The sequence below is a fragment of the Novosphingobium rhizovicinum genome, from assembly GCF_040813635.1.
Lineage (GTDB): Bacteria > Pseudomonadota > Alphaproteobacteria > Sphingomonadales > Sphingomonadaceae > Novosphingobium > Novosphingobium rhizovicinum.
In genome coordinates, this window is the sequence record NZ_JBFNXR010000015.1 from 1 (window position 1) to 14499 (window position 14499).

Consider the following 14499-nt stretch of genomic DNA (forward strand, 5'->3'; position numbering starts at 1 on the left):
CGAGCAGGTGCCATGGCCCGAACCTACAAGACCCGTCACCAGCTGTTCTTGCCCGAGGACATGAGCAAGCGGCTCGCGCACATTGCGGAGAGTTCGGGCAAGGCGCGGTCGGAAATCCTGGTCGAAGCGCTCGATGCCTGGTTCACGCGGCGGCAGGCGCCCAGAACTGATGAGGCTATCGGCGCGCGGCTCACGCGCATCAAGCGCAACATCGACTGGCTCCGCCGCAACGAAGCGCTCGTCTGGGAGATCATGGCTCGGGTTGTGCGTCACCAGCTGATCTCTTCGGCGCAGACGCCGCCGTCCAGTGCAGCTCAGGCTGTCGGTGCGAAGCTGTTTGCCGAGCTGGTCGACGAGGTGGCGGACCGGCTGGCAGGCAAGCCGGCTAAGAGTACCTCCGATCCGGCACTCATCAAGCTGAGGTCGCTCCAGTGAGGAGGCAAGAGCCAAGCGCAGCGCCGCTGCCGATGATGGAGCCGCTCGCTGTGCGCATTCCTGAAGCCTGCCGGATGATCGGCATCAGTCGGTCCAAGCTTTACGAGCTCATCGCTGACGGAACGATTGAGATCGTAAAAATCGGAAGCGTCACCGTCATACCAGTATCGCAGCTGAAGGCGCTTGTTGAACTCCCAACCCGGTAAGTCGGCTTCGTTGGACACTCCGGAAAGTCGGTTATTGGGTTTAGGAGGCGCAAAGCCGCTCTTCGTTCACCTCGGGGCTGATCGGTGGCGTCGGGCCCGATTGACGCTGTTCCAGGCGTTTTGCGACGGGCCCAGAAGCTGCCATAAGGTCCGCTGGAGGGTGCATGCCATTATATTGGGACTGGTGCGTTTGCGCCGAAGAGGTGACGGGCCGTAAGCGTCTGTGGCTGCTGACCGAAAAGGCCGGCGGGCGCGAACAGATATGGGCGCTGCTGCTCGAGACCGTCAGAACCCATTACGATCATCTCGACCGGATCGCCGCCGATGCGGCACGGCTCGGATATGAGAAGGCGGCGGAGATTCTGCGCACGCGAATGCCCACCGACGAACGGGCGCGATCGGGCGACTTCGGTGAAATCCTCGCGTCCGAACTTGCTGAGGACACGCTTGGGTTCCGTATCCCGGTCAAGCGTCTCCGGTTCAAGGACGGTCGCAACATGGCGCTGCGCGGCGATGACTTCATCGGCGTCGTCGTGGCGGAGGGCAGCCAGCTCCGCCTCCTCAAGGGCGAGTCAAAGAGCCGCCAGGAGCTCGCCAAACCTGCGATTACCGAAGGGCGGGAAGCGCTGAACCGTGACGACGGGCGATGCACGCCGGAATCGTTGCTCTTCGTCGCCGATCGCCTGCTCGACAGCAACGACCCCGCCGACCAGGCGCTGGGCCGGGCTCTACGCGACGAAATCGGTCAGAAATCGCTGCCACCCGGCCGCATCGATCACATGCTTTTCACGCTTTCGGGCAACGCACCACCGCCGTCGCTGAAGGCAGACCTGGACGGCGCCGGCAGCGACCGAAGCCAGTATAGCGTCAACCTCTGCGTCCCCGATCATGGCGAGTTTATCGGGACCGTTTTCGTCGAGGCAGCCAAGCTTGGAAACGCCTGACGAACTGATCGCTTTCCTCGTCGAGGCGACCAAGGACGGGGTGTGGGGCGGCCTTCTCAAGCGCGGGGCTGCCTGGTCGATTATCCGCCGCGAAGGCGTGCTTCCTGCGGATGCGCCACCGCTCGGCCGCACGATCGAAACCGATCTTGCCGAATACGGCTTTGCACTTCTGCGGGCCGCATTGGCGCTCAAGGAACGTGCCGGCGAAAGCGAGATCGGACGAAAGGGGTTTGAATTCGCGGCCAATGCTTTCGAGGCGCTGGTGCGGAATGGCACGCCGGATTCGGCGACGCGCAGCTTCTATCGCACGATCGCCGCCGCCGCCTACCATCTCGCGGGATTCTCGGCGATTGCCTTCTCGCTGTTCGGGGACCGCGCCGGTGGCTTCAACGAAAGCCCGGCTGAAACCGCCCTGATCCTCCTTATGCTGCGTGATCTCGACGGCTTGCGGCGCCACGTGCGCGAGCGGCTGACTGATGGCGGTCTTAGCGACGACGGTCTGTGGTTCGCACTCGAACAACATCATATCGACACCGACGAGGCCATCACTGAAATCCTGAACTCGACGGTTTGCCGCGCGCTGGCCTATTACGACTTTGCTCTCCAAGCCGGTGAGGCGGAGCTGGTCGTCGAGGCGATTGCGCTGCTCGATGCCGGCCTTGATCTGGCGTCCAACGCTGGTGTCGTCCCGGCATGGTGGTTGCTGAGGCTCTGCCGAAACTTGATCGACGATCTCTGGTCGCACTCGCTCCACGTCAATCTACCGTATGATGCGCCGCTCGGCGGCAAAGAGAATTATCCCGACCTGCGGCGGCTGTTCTTGGGCTCGCTCTATGCGCGCAAGAATGCCGAAGTCGAACTGTGGCCCTCGCAGCGCGAGGCCGCGCGGCGATCAAGCGACCTGACCGATGATCTTGTCGTCGCGCTGCCGACCAGCGCCGGTAAGACCAGGGTGGCGGAGATCGCCACCTTGATGACGCTCTCGACAGGGCGCCGCGTGCTCATCGTCACGCCGCTCCGTGCCTTGTCGGCGCAGACCGAGCGCTCGTTCCGCACCAGTTTTGCTCCGCTCGGTTTCACCGTGTCATCGCTATACGGCGCATCGGGCATGTCGCCGGGCGACGAAGATGCGCTGCGCACGCATAAGATCATCATCGCGACGCCCGAGAAGCTGGACTTCGCGCTTCGCTCCGACCCGACGATCATCAACGATGTCGGTTTGATCGTTCTCGATGAGGGTCATTTGATCGGCCCTACTGAGCGTGAGATTCGGTACGAGATCCTGGTACAACGGCTGCTGCGCCGGCCGGATAATGCCGACCGTCGTATCATCTGCCTGTCGGCGGTCCTGCCCGGCGGCGATCCGTTGACGGACCTTACCGCGTGGATTCGGTCCGACGCGCCGGGCGATGCGGTGGAGTCCGACTGGCGGCCGACCCGGCAGCGGTTCGGGACGATAGCTTGGCAGGGGCAGTCGGCCAAGCTGTGCTTCGACCTGGAGGCCGATGGCCCGTGGGTCGCGCGGTTCGTCGAACTGGCTGACCCAATCCATCCACACCAAAAGGCGCGACCGACAAACACCAAGGAACTGACTCTGTTCGCCGCGTGGGAATTCGCGGAGCAGGACAAGCGCACGCTGATCTTCCAGCCGCAGGCCAACTCGGTCATCGGCTATGGCGCGACGATCGTCGACCTGTGCGCGCGCGGCTATCTCCCACCCCTGCTCGATAATGAAGCCGCAATCGCCCGGGCGCTGGAGATCGGGCGGGAGTGGCTCGGCGAAGATCACCCCGCCGTCGGCTGCCTCAGACTCGGCGTCGCGATCCATCACGGTCGGCTTCCCAATCCGTTCCTGCGCGAGATCGAACGGCTGCTTGCCGAGGGCGTGCTCAAGGTGACCGTGGCGTCGCCGACACTGTCACAGGGTCTCAATCTGAATGCGGCCGTACTGCTTGCCCCTTCGCTGTATCGGGCCGGCGAGCTCATCAAGGGCGAGGAATTCGCGAACGTCGCCGGCCGGGCGGGCCGTGCGTTCATCGATGTGGAGGGCCTCGTCCTCCACGTCATTTTCGATCAGAACGACTGGCGGCTCGGCATCTGGCGGGGGCTGGTCAACTCGGCGCGGCATCGCGAGCTGCGCAGCGGGCTCATCCAGATCATCAACCTTATCGTCGAGCGCATGGCCGCCCAAGGCGTCTTCGATCGCGACGACGCCGTCGAATATCTCACCAACTCGCGAGAAGGCTGGCAGACGCCCGAGGAAGAGGCGGATGCCACCGACGACGGGGAGGAAGCCGACAAGGCCGTCGAGCAGGAACCCTTGTCGCAACTCGTCGAGAAGCTCGACGCGACCGTGTTCGGGCTGGTCGAGGCGCTCGACTCGGACAGCGACGATTTGCCCCGGCTTCTGGACGAGGCGCTGCAGGGATCACTCTGGGCCCGGCAGGTCGACCGGGAGGGCGACCCAGCGCGGAACAACCATCGTTTCATCCTGCAAACGCGCGCCAAGCTGATCTGGAACTCGACGACGCCACTGCAGCGTCAGGGTCATTTCGCGATGGGGGTTGGTCTCGAAGCGGGGCTTGCGCTCGATGCGATCGCGGAAGAGCTAGCGGCGCTCGTCGACGAAGGCGATCTCGCTGCCTTGCGCGGCGATGCCGAAGCATTGGGGAATGCGCTGGTCGCGCTCGCCGAACGATTGCTCGCCATCCGACCGTTTACGCCGGATGCAGCGCTTCCGGGCAACTGGCGTGCTGTGCTGCGCGCGTGGGTTGCCGGCGCGGATGTCGGCGCGATCGGCGCGGACAATATGAAGCTGGTCGAGGATGTGTTCACCTACAGGCTGGTCTGGGCGCTCGAAGCGCTCAGGACGCGTCGCCTGACGCTTGGCTGGGAACCGGACACCATCGTCGGCGGCGCTGCGGCGGCGCTGGAGGCGGGCGTTCCAGATTTCATGATGTCGATGCTGGTGCGCGCGGGTTTGCCGTCGCGCCGCGCCGCGATGGCTGCGGTTCAAACGGGCGGCGCCGATTTTCTTGATGGTCCCGGCATGCGGGAGTGGTTGGAAAGCGATGCCGTTGTCGCTCTTACCGATACCGGACACTGGCCGACTCCCGAAACGGCAGCGCTGTGGCAGCGGTTCCGGAATGAGACGCTCAGCGCCGCCATCCAGCGCTGGCACCGTGTTGCTGCAGACCGCGCGCTTATCGATCAGGTGGCGGTCGCGCCGGGACTATATCGAGTCGAGCGTGACGAAGCAGCGGGCGAAAACTGGCTAGTTACGCCCGATTATCGTCGGGTCGCCCGGATTGCCGGTAGCGTGCGCATGACACAACCCTGTCTACTTACCGCGCGCATTATGGAGGGCGTCGATGAACTCCGCATCGAGCGGCTCGGCCGCGGCGTGGTACTCTGAAGTGCATCCCAAATTGACCAGGCCAGGTGAGGCGTTGCCGCTCGTCAATGGGCGCGGCGCTCTCGGTGCCGTGCGATAGAGCTATAGCCATGAACGAGGCTAGCTGCCCTTTCCGGCCCTAGCGCACCAGCTCGAAGAACGAGGGGCGGGTTTCGGAGAGTCGATCTGGACCATCAAGTGTCCGCGTTGTTGGCGAACGTTGTCAGGGTTCGCTGGTCCTTGGAGCGGAAAAGGATTCCTCACGTTCGGCAAAATCGCTGATCGACGCTTTCCCGGATACTAGCGAACTGAGCACGTCGGTCATGACGTTCTCGAAGGCATCGACAACCTTGGTGGGCGTTTCAGCGAGCGTGTGCTCAAACAGCAGCGCGTCGTGCATGGGCAGGACGACCCTTACGTCGCCCATGGAGGCGACCGCCAGCAGCGCGCGCTTAAATATTAGGGACGCCGTTCCTTGAACCACCTGGCTGACGGCCGAACGCTGTTCTTTGCCGGTGAGCTGACCCCCGCCGCCCCTTCGGTAGTGGTTGCCGAGGACGGTGGCCACGCGGCCGGTTCGCTGGAATTCGGCCCATAGGGACTTTTTCCAATTCTCGTACCGCTGGAATAGCCGGAATGCCTCCTTCGCCTTCTGACGATCCACTCCGAGCGAGAAGGCCGCGTCGACCAGAGCTTTCCGGCTCATCCCGTACGCGTAAGACAGGAACAGCTGCTTGGCGGCCTTCCGGTTGCCGAAGAGACCCAAGTGCGTGGTCGCAAAGAGATCGTACATGTCGCCCGCGGCGTATAGACGCTTCAGCTCCTCGTCGCCGGAAAGAGCGGCCATTATGCCGACTTCGAACTGATCGAAGTCAACATAACTTAGTTGGGCGCCATCCTGCGCGCTTATGATGGACCGATACCGTTTTGGAATGTTCTGGAGGCTGGGAGTGCGCAGTTGGACGCGCGACGTGCGCGAGCCGAAGACGTCCACGACCGGGCGAGTGCTGTCGCTCGCCAGGGTGAGGGATCCGAGCACGCGGCGCGCAGTGTCCAGATCGAGCAGTGCCATGGTGTCGCCGCCGAAGTCGCGATTGTGCGGCACGAACTCGAGAAGGTACTCGACGGAGACATCGTCCAGTTCGAAGCCTTCCAGACGCAGCTTGGCCTCTATGGCGCGCCTGCTTGGCGTCTCGAGCGGCATGTCGTGCTTAGCGGAATAGTCCTTTAGCGACAGGAAGTAATCGTGCTCCGCCTGCGAACGCTTCTCCGAGAGTCCGGCTGTGTCGATCGAGATCCCGGCTGACATGGAGAGCTGAAGCAGGCGGTATGCCGGCACCTCAATGGTGAAAAAGCGTTCGAGCTCGCCGTCAGCAGCTGCCTGCGTGCAGAGGTCGAGATACATCGATGCGATTGCCGTCGCGGCCTTGGCGGCGATATCCCCGTCGAACGCGACGCCCTTGTTGAACATCCTCTGATAGGTGTCGCAGACCTCTTTCTCCGCCCCGTACCGCTCGAGCTGTGTCGTCACGTCGCGCTTCTCGCGGGCGAGCCGATCCTCGGGGACACCGCTGATCGAAATGCGGAGCTCGTCCACATCGACGATAGTACCAGGGAGAGTACCCGTTTTATCGAACAGCGCGTCGCGGATCATCCAGAAGTCATGGCACACGACAATCCCCGCGAACCCGACGACGCTTGCGGCATCGGTTTCCTGGAGCTGGCCATCACAAAACCAATAGAAAGAGTCAGCTCCCCGGCCAGTGAAGTCCCTTATGAAGAGCATCAACCTGAATTCCAGGTCAATCATAGCCGCTGATCTCGTCGACAAGGTTCAACAGATCCGTGTTTTCCCGGACGGCGAACGGCAGGCCATCCTCATTGCAGTGACCTTCGGCTCTCATGCTAGTCCCCTTCAGACAGATGGGCACATTGCCATAGAGGGGACGCAACGCCTCTTCATTGAGCACCGACGAGGCGATCAGGAGGTAGCGGGCGTTCTGATAAGGCAGCGAGCCGAACTCTTCGACGCACATCTCGATAAGGGCCTTTTCGTCTACGCAACGGAGCCAGATAAGAATGGCCGCCGCCTCGCCAGACTTCATGTCCTCTCGCAGCTTACGGTCGGCCAGTGCCACGAGCTCGTCGGACCGGTGTCTTCGCGCCGCGAGCAGCATCCAGATATTGTAGTTTTGCCAGTCATGGATGGCCCCGTCTTCTGCAAGCAAGAACGCCTCTAATGCCGGCAGGCAGCGACCGTCACGATCAAGGGTAGCAATCAGCCGACAATATTGGTCGGTCGTGACCGCGTGCTCCGACAGCGAGCGCGACAGGGTGTCAAGCAGGTCGACCGACAGCGCGTCGCCCACGTCGAACAGGCCTGACTCAACGATCTTTGCCACCCGATTCACTGCGAAGCGAAAGGTCCGCGTCTGCGAATCTCCGGCCGCGATGCATCGGCTTAAAATGTCGAAGATATAAGTTACCGACCGGGTCACGATGCGGCGACTGCGGGACTGCCACATCTGGTCGATTGCAATCGTGGAGCTGTCCTGCGAGGGGAAGTACTCTGCGATCTTCGCGCTCTGGACATCCGGGGCGAGAATCTCGGTCTTATTTGCGTTAATGTTGAGACCAACCATCCGCAGTTGCCGGATTAGATCCTGTAGCGCGCGCCGGGCGTGCAGCTCGGAGTCGGCAATTACTCGAATATCGTCCACGTAGCGGTAGTAGTCGTAGCCCTTCTTCGTCATTTCCCTGTCCACGAACGAAAGCAGGATATTGGACAGGAAGGCGGAGGCGTCGCGATTTTGCGGGAGGCCGTGATCCCGGCTGAACGTCCATTGGGTAAGTAGCCGGTCGAGCGTAGCGATCGCGTTGCGGACCTGCAGCTTCTGTGGCCCGGTCGCCACAAGGTCAGGAACTGCCCTCTCAAGTGCGTCTATAATTTGCACGCGCGACACGTTCTCGAAGAAATTGCTCAGGTCGGTAACCAGCAGATGGCGTCCTGACCTGCGGAAGGTCAGCGTCACGCCCTCGAACGTGAACCAGCGGTTTATCTTGTTTTTGAAAAGATACTTCGAGTTCAGCGGCGCCGGCTCGTAGCGGTAGCTTAGCACTCTGTGGCCGAGGAGCGGGTCGTAGAATGGGATCAGAAAGCTGCAGATCGCTTGGTAGACGAAGCGATCGAAAAAGTCAGTCTCCAAACCGTAGCGCTCGCCATATCCCTTCTTCGGTATGTTTCGGACGACGCTGCGAGTGCCGCGATACACGCCGTTCCACTCCTGCAGGAGCGAGATAATAATTCGCTTCGCCTCACCTGGATGCTTGAAAAGATCGTCGTACTGCAGGCAGTCGAAGTACCAGTCGTCGCGCATATCCTGGCGGAGATGCTTCAGCACAAGGTCGAACTGCACTGGAAATCCGAGCGCCTGTCCGTTCAGCCAGAAGGCAGGATCGAGGACATAGTCAGCATCGTCGCTGGTTTCCATTCCAGAATGATCCCTCAGTGCCGCTAGGTTAAGCCCCATACTGCGGCACCTGTCTAACGCGTCCCGACCCGGTCGTCAGCAACAGCCGCGCGAGCCGATCACACCACCCGTCGAAAGCCCTGTTACGGACACAATGTCTGGTTGTGATGGAAGCTAAAGTTGGCCGGCACCATGTTTAAATTACCGGAAATCCCAGATCGGCCGCGCGCTCTTGCGGAAAAACCAGACGAATGGAGGGCAGGTCTCAGGGAGCAACTTTTAGCCTTCGAATGTCGCCTTTGTTGGCGGGAGTGGTAGTCGGCGGGGCGGCTGCTTGCGTCACTATTTTGGAGGAACCGAAGCGATATGGTGCAGAACGATACCTGATGTGGTTGCAACGTTGAGCGAGTCAAATCCGCCGCTCATAGCGATCCGTACACTCCGGGTGCGTCCGATGATTTTGGCTGAAAGGCCAGGCCCTTCTGCGCCGAGTAGGACCGCAGTTCGGGGTCCGGGTCGCCAGTCGCTCAGCAGGTCGGCGCCGGTGGGGCTCAGCGCAACCGGGCTGAACGCATGCCGTTCGAGCAAATCGATCATGTTCTCTTGTCGCACAATCCGAGCGAACGGCACGAGAAGCGTGGCCCCTACCGAGACACGGATCGCCTTGCGGTAGAGCGGATCGCAGCAATCGCCGTCGAGCAGCACTGCATCCGCGCCGAAAGCGGCCGCGTTGCGGAAAATACCGCCTAGATTGTCGTGATTGGCGATGCCGGAGAGGACGAGAACCATCGCCCGGTCCTCGCAGGCTGCGAGCAAGTCGTCAGCCGCCATGACGGTGGTGCGGCGACCGATAGCGAGAATGCCCCGGTGCATCGAAAAGCCGGCGATCGCATCGATCACCGGCTGCGCGGCGACATAGACCGGCACGTCGCTCGCGAGGCGCGCGATGATCGGCTGGAGAGCCTCGACCCGCTTGCTGGCGATCAAAAGGGAAAGCGGATGGTGGTGCGCGCTGTCGGTCAGCTTCTCGACGACGACCTTGCCTTCGGCAACAAAAAGCCCCTTGCGGCCCACCAGGTCTCGCTCCCGAATTTCACGATACATGTCGATGCGAGGATCGACGGGGTCGCTTATTTCAATAAGGGCCGGCATCCAATCGGTATGAACGAGCGGCGGCTTTCGGGAAAGCTCGGGGGATCATCGAACGTCGGCTCTGTCGGCGTCTGCCGAAGCGTTGGCATACCCGAGAAGCGGCAGAAGCCGACCAGCTCGAGACATTCAGCGTCGTTGATGTGAGCGGCGGCTTTTGCTGAAACCCGCCATTGGGATCGCGCAAACCAGCCAGTCGGCTATGCGTCTCATGCCGGCCATAGAAGATCGACCCGCGATTGTCTGAAAGCGGACACTACATTCGCGTAGTGAACAGGAAGCGACTTGGTTCCCTTCACGGATGTGCGCGAGACCGAGAATCCGTTACTGAAGAAACCTTTTGCCCCGTAGAAACAACGTCAGATTCCTGGCGGCGCGCATCGATGGATAGAGGGCGCGGGCAACGTTCCGGCGCGCCAGAAGCGATCTGAGAGGGGCGCGCGTGGACAGCACGGACAAGAGCCACACCGCCTCGGCGCCATGGAACCAGCTACCCTCCCAGCGGACCAGCATGCCCTCGTTCAGGTCATAGTGCCGCGCCTCCGGAAAGCGCACCGCCATATCTGTTTGCCTGGCGTCATACATGCGCACTTCGCCCAGACTTTGGCGAAGTCTTACCATCCTTGTGTAGGATGCGCAGAAGATACATTCGCCATCGTAGATCACATCCAGGCCGGGCTCGAAATCGCTCACCATATGGCACCCCGGATAAACAGCGCCGTCCAGACGACCGCCGGATAGGTGCCGATAAACGACCATGGGAAGATGTTCAGTCCCATGACCACGGCGTTGCTTGTATGGAAGGCCACGCCGATTAGCAGAAGCGGCAGGAGGAGCTCCAGCGGCAGAAAGAGGTATACGGCGAAGAACGTTTCCCAGATCGCGATGCCGGAGCCGACCGCATGCGCCAGCCAAGGATGTGATCGCAATAGCTGCCATGCCCATGGGCGGCCGAACGTCTCGGTACGCAGGACCCCCATGATTCGCTTTCCGGTGTGCCAGTCGCGATCGAGTATCCGGCAGAAGCCGGGCGTCGAGTAGGCGATAACCAGTTGCCCTGCCAGGAAGACCAGTCCTGCGTTCATGAGTGCCGCCGATCCCGTCAGAAGGCACACGCCGCCGCTCAGCAATACCAGCTTTGCCATGGCATCGCCGCCGTTGAATCCGTCCACGCCGCGTATCGAAAGAAGAAACGCGCACAGGGCGGCGCAGATGGCGCTCACTCCGGCGGCCGTCGCGGGCATTGCCGGAACCAGCAGCGGGAGCGAGAACAGGATCTGCAAAATGGGCAGCATCAGGCATCGCGGATAGGCGAAGACATAGTTCAGGGCGAATGATGGTGTCCCGACGACGCTCTGAATTCGCCAGGAGAACAGCTGCTCGTCTTGAAGGTGTCGACGCAATCGCACCCACTCGAGACTGCCTACAATGGAAGCGATGGCCGAGAATGCGATGACGAGGCGCATGACGTCGTACGCCGTCCAGTCAGACATCGCCGATCCTGTGCGCTTCGGACACGAATACGATGTATCGCCCCGGCTCCTCGACGCCGCGATGGCGGGTCACGATAAATCGCACGTATCCCTCTGAACAGGCGGCCCGCGAGTGTTCCTGCGCCACGTTGAGCAGACGCAGGTAGGGTATAGTGAGGGGCATCCTCGCCCCTTTCGCCTCGAGACGGCCGAGTTGCCTCACAATGGTCTGGATTGATTTGTGAAGACGTTGATGGGGGTTCCACAGCGGCCGAGCAGGCGACTCGGGGGTTACGATGATCGGTTGCCAGATTGCCTCGCCAAGCGGACCGTCGGGTTCTGCGAAGTGACCGTAGTAAACGCGCGCGTCCGTCACCACCGGCCGAGGGGCGAAGAATCGGCAGGACGGGACGAAACCGTGAAAATTGATCGTTCGCAGGCCCGGCGGCTCAAACTGAAAAGCCACCGTTACCAACCACCAGATGGCGAGAATTGCTATTCCCAGCCACTCGAAGTCAGTCATTTGCGGCGACGAATTCCCATGCGGCTCGCGATAAGCTCGGCCACGGAGGCATGCTGCGCCACAACGACGGCATTCAGTCCCTCGGTGCCGTCGGAAAGGAGGCTGCCATGACCGGTGTGATCGCCGGCTTCGTGGCCGATGCCCTGACCATCATGTGCCGCGTCATTGCCCATGCTGTCCCAGCCAATCCCATCATCGACCATCGCGTCGGTGATCGGGAACGTTTCTATCGCGCCGCCACTAGAGATCTTGATGCTCATCAGTTCATTCATGTGGTGCCCCCTTCTTCGCTCTAGGCGATACTGCGGGAAATATACTCCTAGCCGTCCTCTGACAATCGTCTTAAAGAGGGCGGCGCCGGTAGACCTCTCACAGCCTAACTGCCAGGTTCTTCACGAACAGCATCTATGAAGGCATTTAACGACAGAGATTGGACACGTTGCTTTCGGTCGGCATCGCCCTGCGGTAATGGCAAGTCCTGAAATAAGCTGCCGTTCAAAGCCCCGCAGACAAATGGCTGACTCTGGCCGCGAGCCGACACGGGCTAAACGCTCGGCAACGGCCGCTTTCCTGAGTCAACTTCTCGAAGCCGCCTGTCGAGATCGGCCCAGCTTCAGTCGTAACGCCATGCCGCGCGAAGAAGCGCTAAACGTCGGGTTCTGATAAAAGCTGACGCTCAACGTGCGGCATGGGAACGGCGGGTTTTGTCGAAGGGTTTCGGGCGCCGGCAGGCGTACGAAAGTCTTACAAGTACGACCCGCGGGGGTCATGCGATACGCTATGGGGATTTCGGGTTGGTGCCGTTGCGCGGAGTGCCGCGACCGTCGGTGGGGTGCGATGCATAGCGACCAAGTGGTCGGCATCCTGTCCGAAAAACGCAGCACAGCCGTTGCGTGCTGCCTCCGTTCTGGTTGGGCACGGCAGCATCAGTCTCACCGAGGGCATGCGCCCTGGTTTCCGGCCACGACGCTTTGGCAGGATGGATGTTAAGCCGGTCATGCCGGGTCATGACGTAATCTCCGGGGGCGGCAGCGAAGGGCTCGGCGGTGCTCGCGGTTGTCGCCAGCGTTCGAAGGTCTCGATGATGATCATATGCCCGCCGCAGCAGGGGCATGGTGGCCGCGGATCGACGGGCTCTCCAAGCACAGCTTCGTCAGGCGGCGCGGCAACCTCGAGCAACACACGTGCATGCGCCAGGTTGGTTCTGCGCGACGAGCTTGCCAGCAGCCCGTAATGGCGGATGCGATGGAAGCCGCGTGGCAGGACGTGGATCAGGAACCGGCGGATAAAATCGTCGGTCGCGAGGGTCATGACGCTCTGGCGTTCAGGGCCGTCACGACGGTAATCCTCACATGAGGGCTTCCACGTCAAGGCATGGCATCATGATGACATTGTGCATCTCCAAGTTCGTAAACGGTATCCGAGGTCCGAGCCCGATTGCATGACGCGGCTCGGCGTCCGAGCCTGATCAACCTCACATCCGGTCGCCGTTCGAAGCGGCTGCACCACTATCCCGCTTTCGGCGGGCAAGGGCTCAGAAGGACGAGACCATTCTTGTAGACGGCTTGCTTGGAGCCATGGACTACCACGGTTCGTCCCCCTGGATCCGTCAGGGCTGATCGGGCCCTGGGGATGGAAGTAACTTTACAGTCGTGTTTGCGTTAGGCGGCTTTCATAGTGGCACCCTCAATGACGACACCGAACGTCACATATTTCCAAAACGCGACGAGAAGCTTGCGTGCAAGGGCAACGATCGTCGTCGCCTTGCGCCTACCCGCATTCTGGCTGACCCGTTCGCGGAACCAGCGGCTTAGCGTTGAGTCCGGCTGGTGGCGTAGCCAAAGCCATGCGAGTTGCACCATCGCCGTTCGAAGGCGTGGATTGCCCGCCTTCGAGATGCCTTGCTCACGGTTGATCGAGCCGCTTTGCCAGGGGCTCGCAGCCAGGCCCGCATAGGATGCGACCTGTCTGCGATTGGCAAAATGCCGGGACAGACATTCGGTATGGATAATCGTCGCGAATTCCGGCCCGATCCCCTTGATGCCGAGCAACATCGCCGTGGGGTTGGTCATGACTTCCTTGTCCTGCGCCAGGATCGCGTCGCGCTCGACCTCGACTGCCTTGATCTGTTCGATCAGCAGTTCGAGGCGGCCGAGTTCGCGAAGAAGCTGGGCTTTGATGTGTGTGGGCAGATCGCGTCCGTCTCCTGTGCGCAGCTCTTCAAGCCGTTCGCGGCGATCACGGCGCCCGGGCTCATACCCTCGAATCCCCTGGCTAAAGAGTAAACCCTTGATACGATTGATGTGCAGCGTTCGTTCGTCGACCAGTATCTTGCGTTCGCGGCCGATCCTGCGGCGATCTTCGTCCTGCGGGGTTGGAACCCGCACCATCGAGCAGACGCGCGGCTCGCCTCGCTTGTAGGCCAACAGCGTCCGGATCAGGGTCTCACCGTCGATCCGGTCGGTCTTCGCCCGCCGGCGCTTACGAGAGACGGCAATCGAGGCAGCGTCCACGATGTGGCTTTCGATCCAATCCTCGTGGTCCAGTGAACGGTGCAGCCAGAAGCCATCAAGTCCAGCTTCCTGGATCGACACGATCCGATAGAGCCTGCCTGTCCGGGCCAGCGCCTTGTCGCGAAGTTCGCCGATACGGGCGAACAGCCCAGCAATGTCGCCGCCGTCCACCGTGTGCCGGGACATTTTATCGGCGGCACCTGGCGATAGCGAAGTTACCAGCCATGTTGATTTGCTCAGTTCCAACGAGACGAAAATTGCGTCAAGCTCGACACGGATGGCGGCCGGCGCTGCAGATTGTTCAGCTGTGACAGGCATGATTGATCTCCAGAGAGTTCAGTAACCCCGCTCTGCCACAGCGCAGGTCGCTCTCCACACCCTCATGGGATCTTG

General features: G+C 61.4%; 12 protein-coding genes and 1 pseudogene. 4 read left to right on the top strand and 9 right to left on the bottom strand.

Going from position 1 to position 14499, the window contains the following annotated elements:
- Positions 1-12: 12 nt before the first annotated feature.
- From ABUH87_RS01190 to ABUH87_RS01205, 4 genes are all read left to right on the top strand, one after another.
- A complete protein-coding gene (locus ABUH87_RS01190) occupies positions 13-435 on the top strand; it encodes a hypothetical protein (protein WP_367768163.1) in 423 nt (140 codons plus the stop codon).
- A gap of 50 nt (positions 436-485) precedes the next feature.
- Positions 486-641, top strand: coding sequence for a helix-turn-helix domain-containing protein (locus ABUH87_RS01195; protein WP_367768128.1), 156 nt, complete (start codon positions 486-488; stop codon positions 639-641).
- A gap of 164 nt (positions 642-805) precedes the next feature.
- The gene (locus ABUH87_RS01200) at positions 806-1585 is read left to right on the top strand and encodes a Hachiman antiphage defense system protein HamA (RefSeq protein WP_367768130.1); all 780 of its coding nucleotides are present in this window, start codon (positions 806-808) and stop codon (positions 1583-1585) included.
- Complete coding sequence (locus tag ABUH87_RS01205) at positions 1572-5000, top strand: DEAD/DEAH box helicase (RefSeq protein ID WP_367768132.1); 3429 nt, start codon at positions 1572-1574, stop codon at positions 4998-5000. Before ABUH87_RS01200 ends, ABUH87_RS01205 begins: the two co-directional genes overlap by 14 nt.
- 202 nt (positions 5001-5202) lie before the next feature.
- Here the strand turns inward: ABUH87_RS01205 and ABUH87_RS01210 are convergent, their stop codons facing one another.
- The 9 genes and pseudogenes from ABUH87_RS01210 to ABUH87_RS01250 form a co-directional block, all read right to left on the bottom strand.
- Positions 5203-6789 carry a DNA polymerase gene (locus ABUH87_RS01210; RefSeq protein WP_367768136.1) on the bottom strand — a complete coding sequence of 529 codons (1587 nt, stop codon included), beginning with the start codon at positions 6787-6789 and terminating at the stop codon, positions 5203-5205.
- Positions 6782-8470, bottom strand: a complete 1689-nt coding sequence (locus ABUH87_RS01215) for an RNA-directed DNA polymerase (RefSeq protein ID WP_367768142.1) — start codon at positions 8468-8470, stop codon at positions 6782-6784. The genes ABUH87_RS01210 and ABUH87_RS01215 overlap by 8 nt, the downstream gene beginning before the upstream one ends.
- 321 nt (positions 8471-8791) lie before the next feature.
- On the bottom strand, positions 8792-9601 hold the full coding sequence (locus tag ABUH87_RS01220; RefSeq protein ID WP_367768145.1) for a TrmH family RNA methyltransferase: 810 nt from the start codon (positions 9599-9601) through the stop codon (positions 8792-8794).
- Positions 9602-9922: 321 nt separating this feature from the next.
- Positions 9923-10294 (bottom strand): DCC1-like thiol-disulfide oxidoreductase family protein, encoded by a 372-nt coding sequence (locus ABUH87_RS01225; protein ID WP_367768148.1) that lies wholly within the window; start codon positions 10292-10294, stop codon positions 9923-9925.
- Positions 10288-11064: a hypothetical protein gene (locus ABUH87_RS01230; protein ID WP_367768151.1), complete on the bottom strand. Its 777-nt coding sequence runs from the start codon at positions 11062-11064 to the stop codon at positions 10288-10290. The genes ABUH87_RS01225 and ABUH87_RS01230 overlap by 7 nt, the downstream gene beginning before the upstream one ends.
- Before the next feature lie 19 nt (positions 11065-11083).
- On the bottom strand, positions 11084-11593 hold the full coding sequence (locus ABUH87_RS01235; RefSeq protein WP_367768154.1) for a hypothetical protein: 510 nt from the start codon (positions 11591-11593) through the stop codon (positions 11084-11086).
- Entirely contained in the window at positions 11590-11865 is a 276-nt protein-coding gene (locus tag ABUH87_RS01240; protein ID WP_367768157.1) for a hypothetical protein, read from the bottom strand. The genes ABUH87_RS01235 and ABUH87_RS01240 overlap by 4 nt, the downstream gene beginning before the upstream one ends.
- Positions 11866-12598: 733 nt before the next feature.
- Positions 12599-12943 (bottom strand): annotated as a pseudogene (locus ABUH87_RS01245) (transposase); the annotation flags it as partial.
- Positions 12944-13254: 311 nt separating this feature from the next.
- On the bottom strand, positions 13255-14424 hold the full coding sequence (locus ABUH87_RS01250) for an IS110 family RNA-guided transposase (RefSeq protein WP_367768160.1): 1170 nt from the start codon (positions 14422-14424) through the stop codon (positions 13255-13257).
- Between the last annotated feature and the right edge of the window lie 75 nt (positions 14425-14499).

Excerpts from the sequence above, each read along its gene's own strand:
- ABUH87_RS01240 (WP_367768157.1), bottom strand. The coding sequence starts at position 11,865 with ATGAATGAACTGATGAGCATCAAGATCTCTAGTGGCGGCGCGATAGAA.
- ABUH87_RS01220 (WP_367768145.1), bottom strand. The coding sequence starts at position 9,601 with ATGCCGGCCCTTATTGAAATAAGCGACCCCGTCGATCCTCGCATCGAC.
- ABUH87_RS01200 (WP_367768130.1), top strand. The coding sequence starts at position 806 with ATGCCATTATATTGGGACTGGTGCGTTTGCGCCGAAGAGGTGACGGGC.
- ABUH87_RS01230 (WP_367768151.1), bottom strand. The coding sequence starts at position 11,064 with ATGCGCCTCGTCATCGCATTCTCGGCCATCGCTTCCATTGTAGGCAGT.
- ABUH87_RS01250 (WP_367768160.1), bottom strand. The coding sequence starts at position 14,424 with ATGCCTGTCACAGCTGAACAATCTGCAGCGCCGGCCGCCATCCGTGTC.
- ABUH87_RS01235 (WP_367768154.1), bottom strand. The coding sequence starts at position 11,593 with ATGACTGACTTCGAGTGGCTGGGAATAGCAATTCTCGCCATCTGGTGG.
- ABUH87_RS01210 (WP_367768136.1), bottom strand. The coding sequence starts at position 6,789 with ATGATTGACCTGGAATTCAGGTTGATGCTCTTCATAAGGGACTTCACT.
- ABUH87_RS01225 (WP_367768148.1), bottom strand. The coding sequence starts at position 10,294 with ATGGTGAGCGATTTCGAGCCCGGCCTGGATGTGATCTACGATGGCGAA.
- ABUH87_RS01190 (WP_367768163.1), top strand. The coding sequence starts at position 13 with ATGGCCCGAACCTACAAGACCCGTCACCAGCTGTTCTTGCCCGAGGAC.
- ABUH87_RS01215 (WP_367768142.1), bottom strand. The coding sequence starts at position 8,470 with ATGGAAACCAGCGACGATGCTGACTATGTCCTCGATCCTGCCTTCTGG.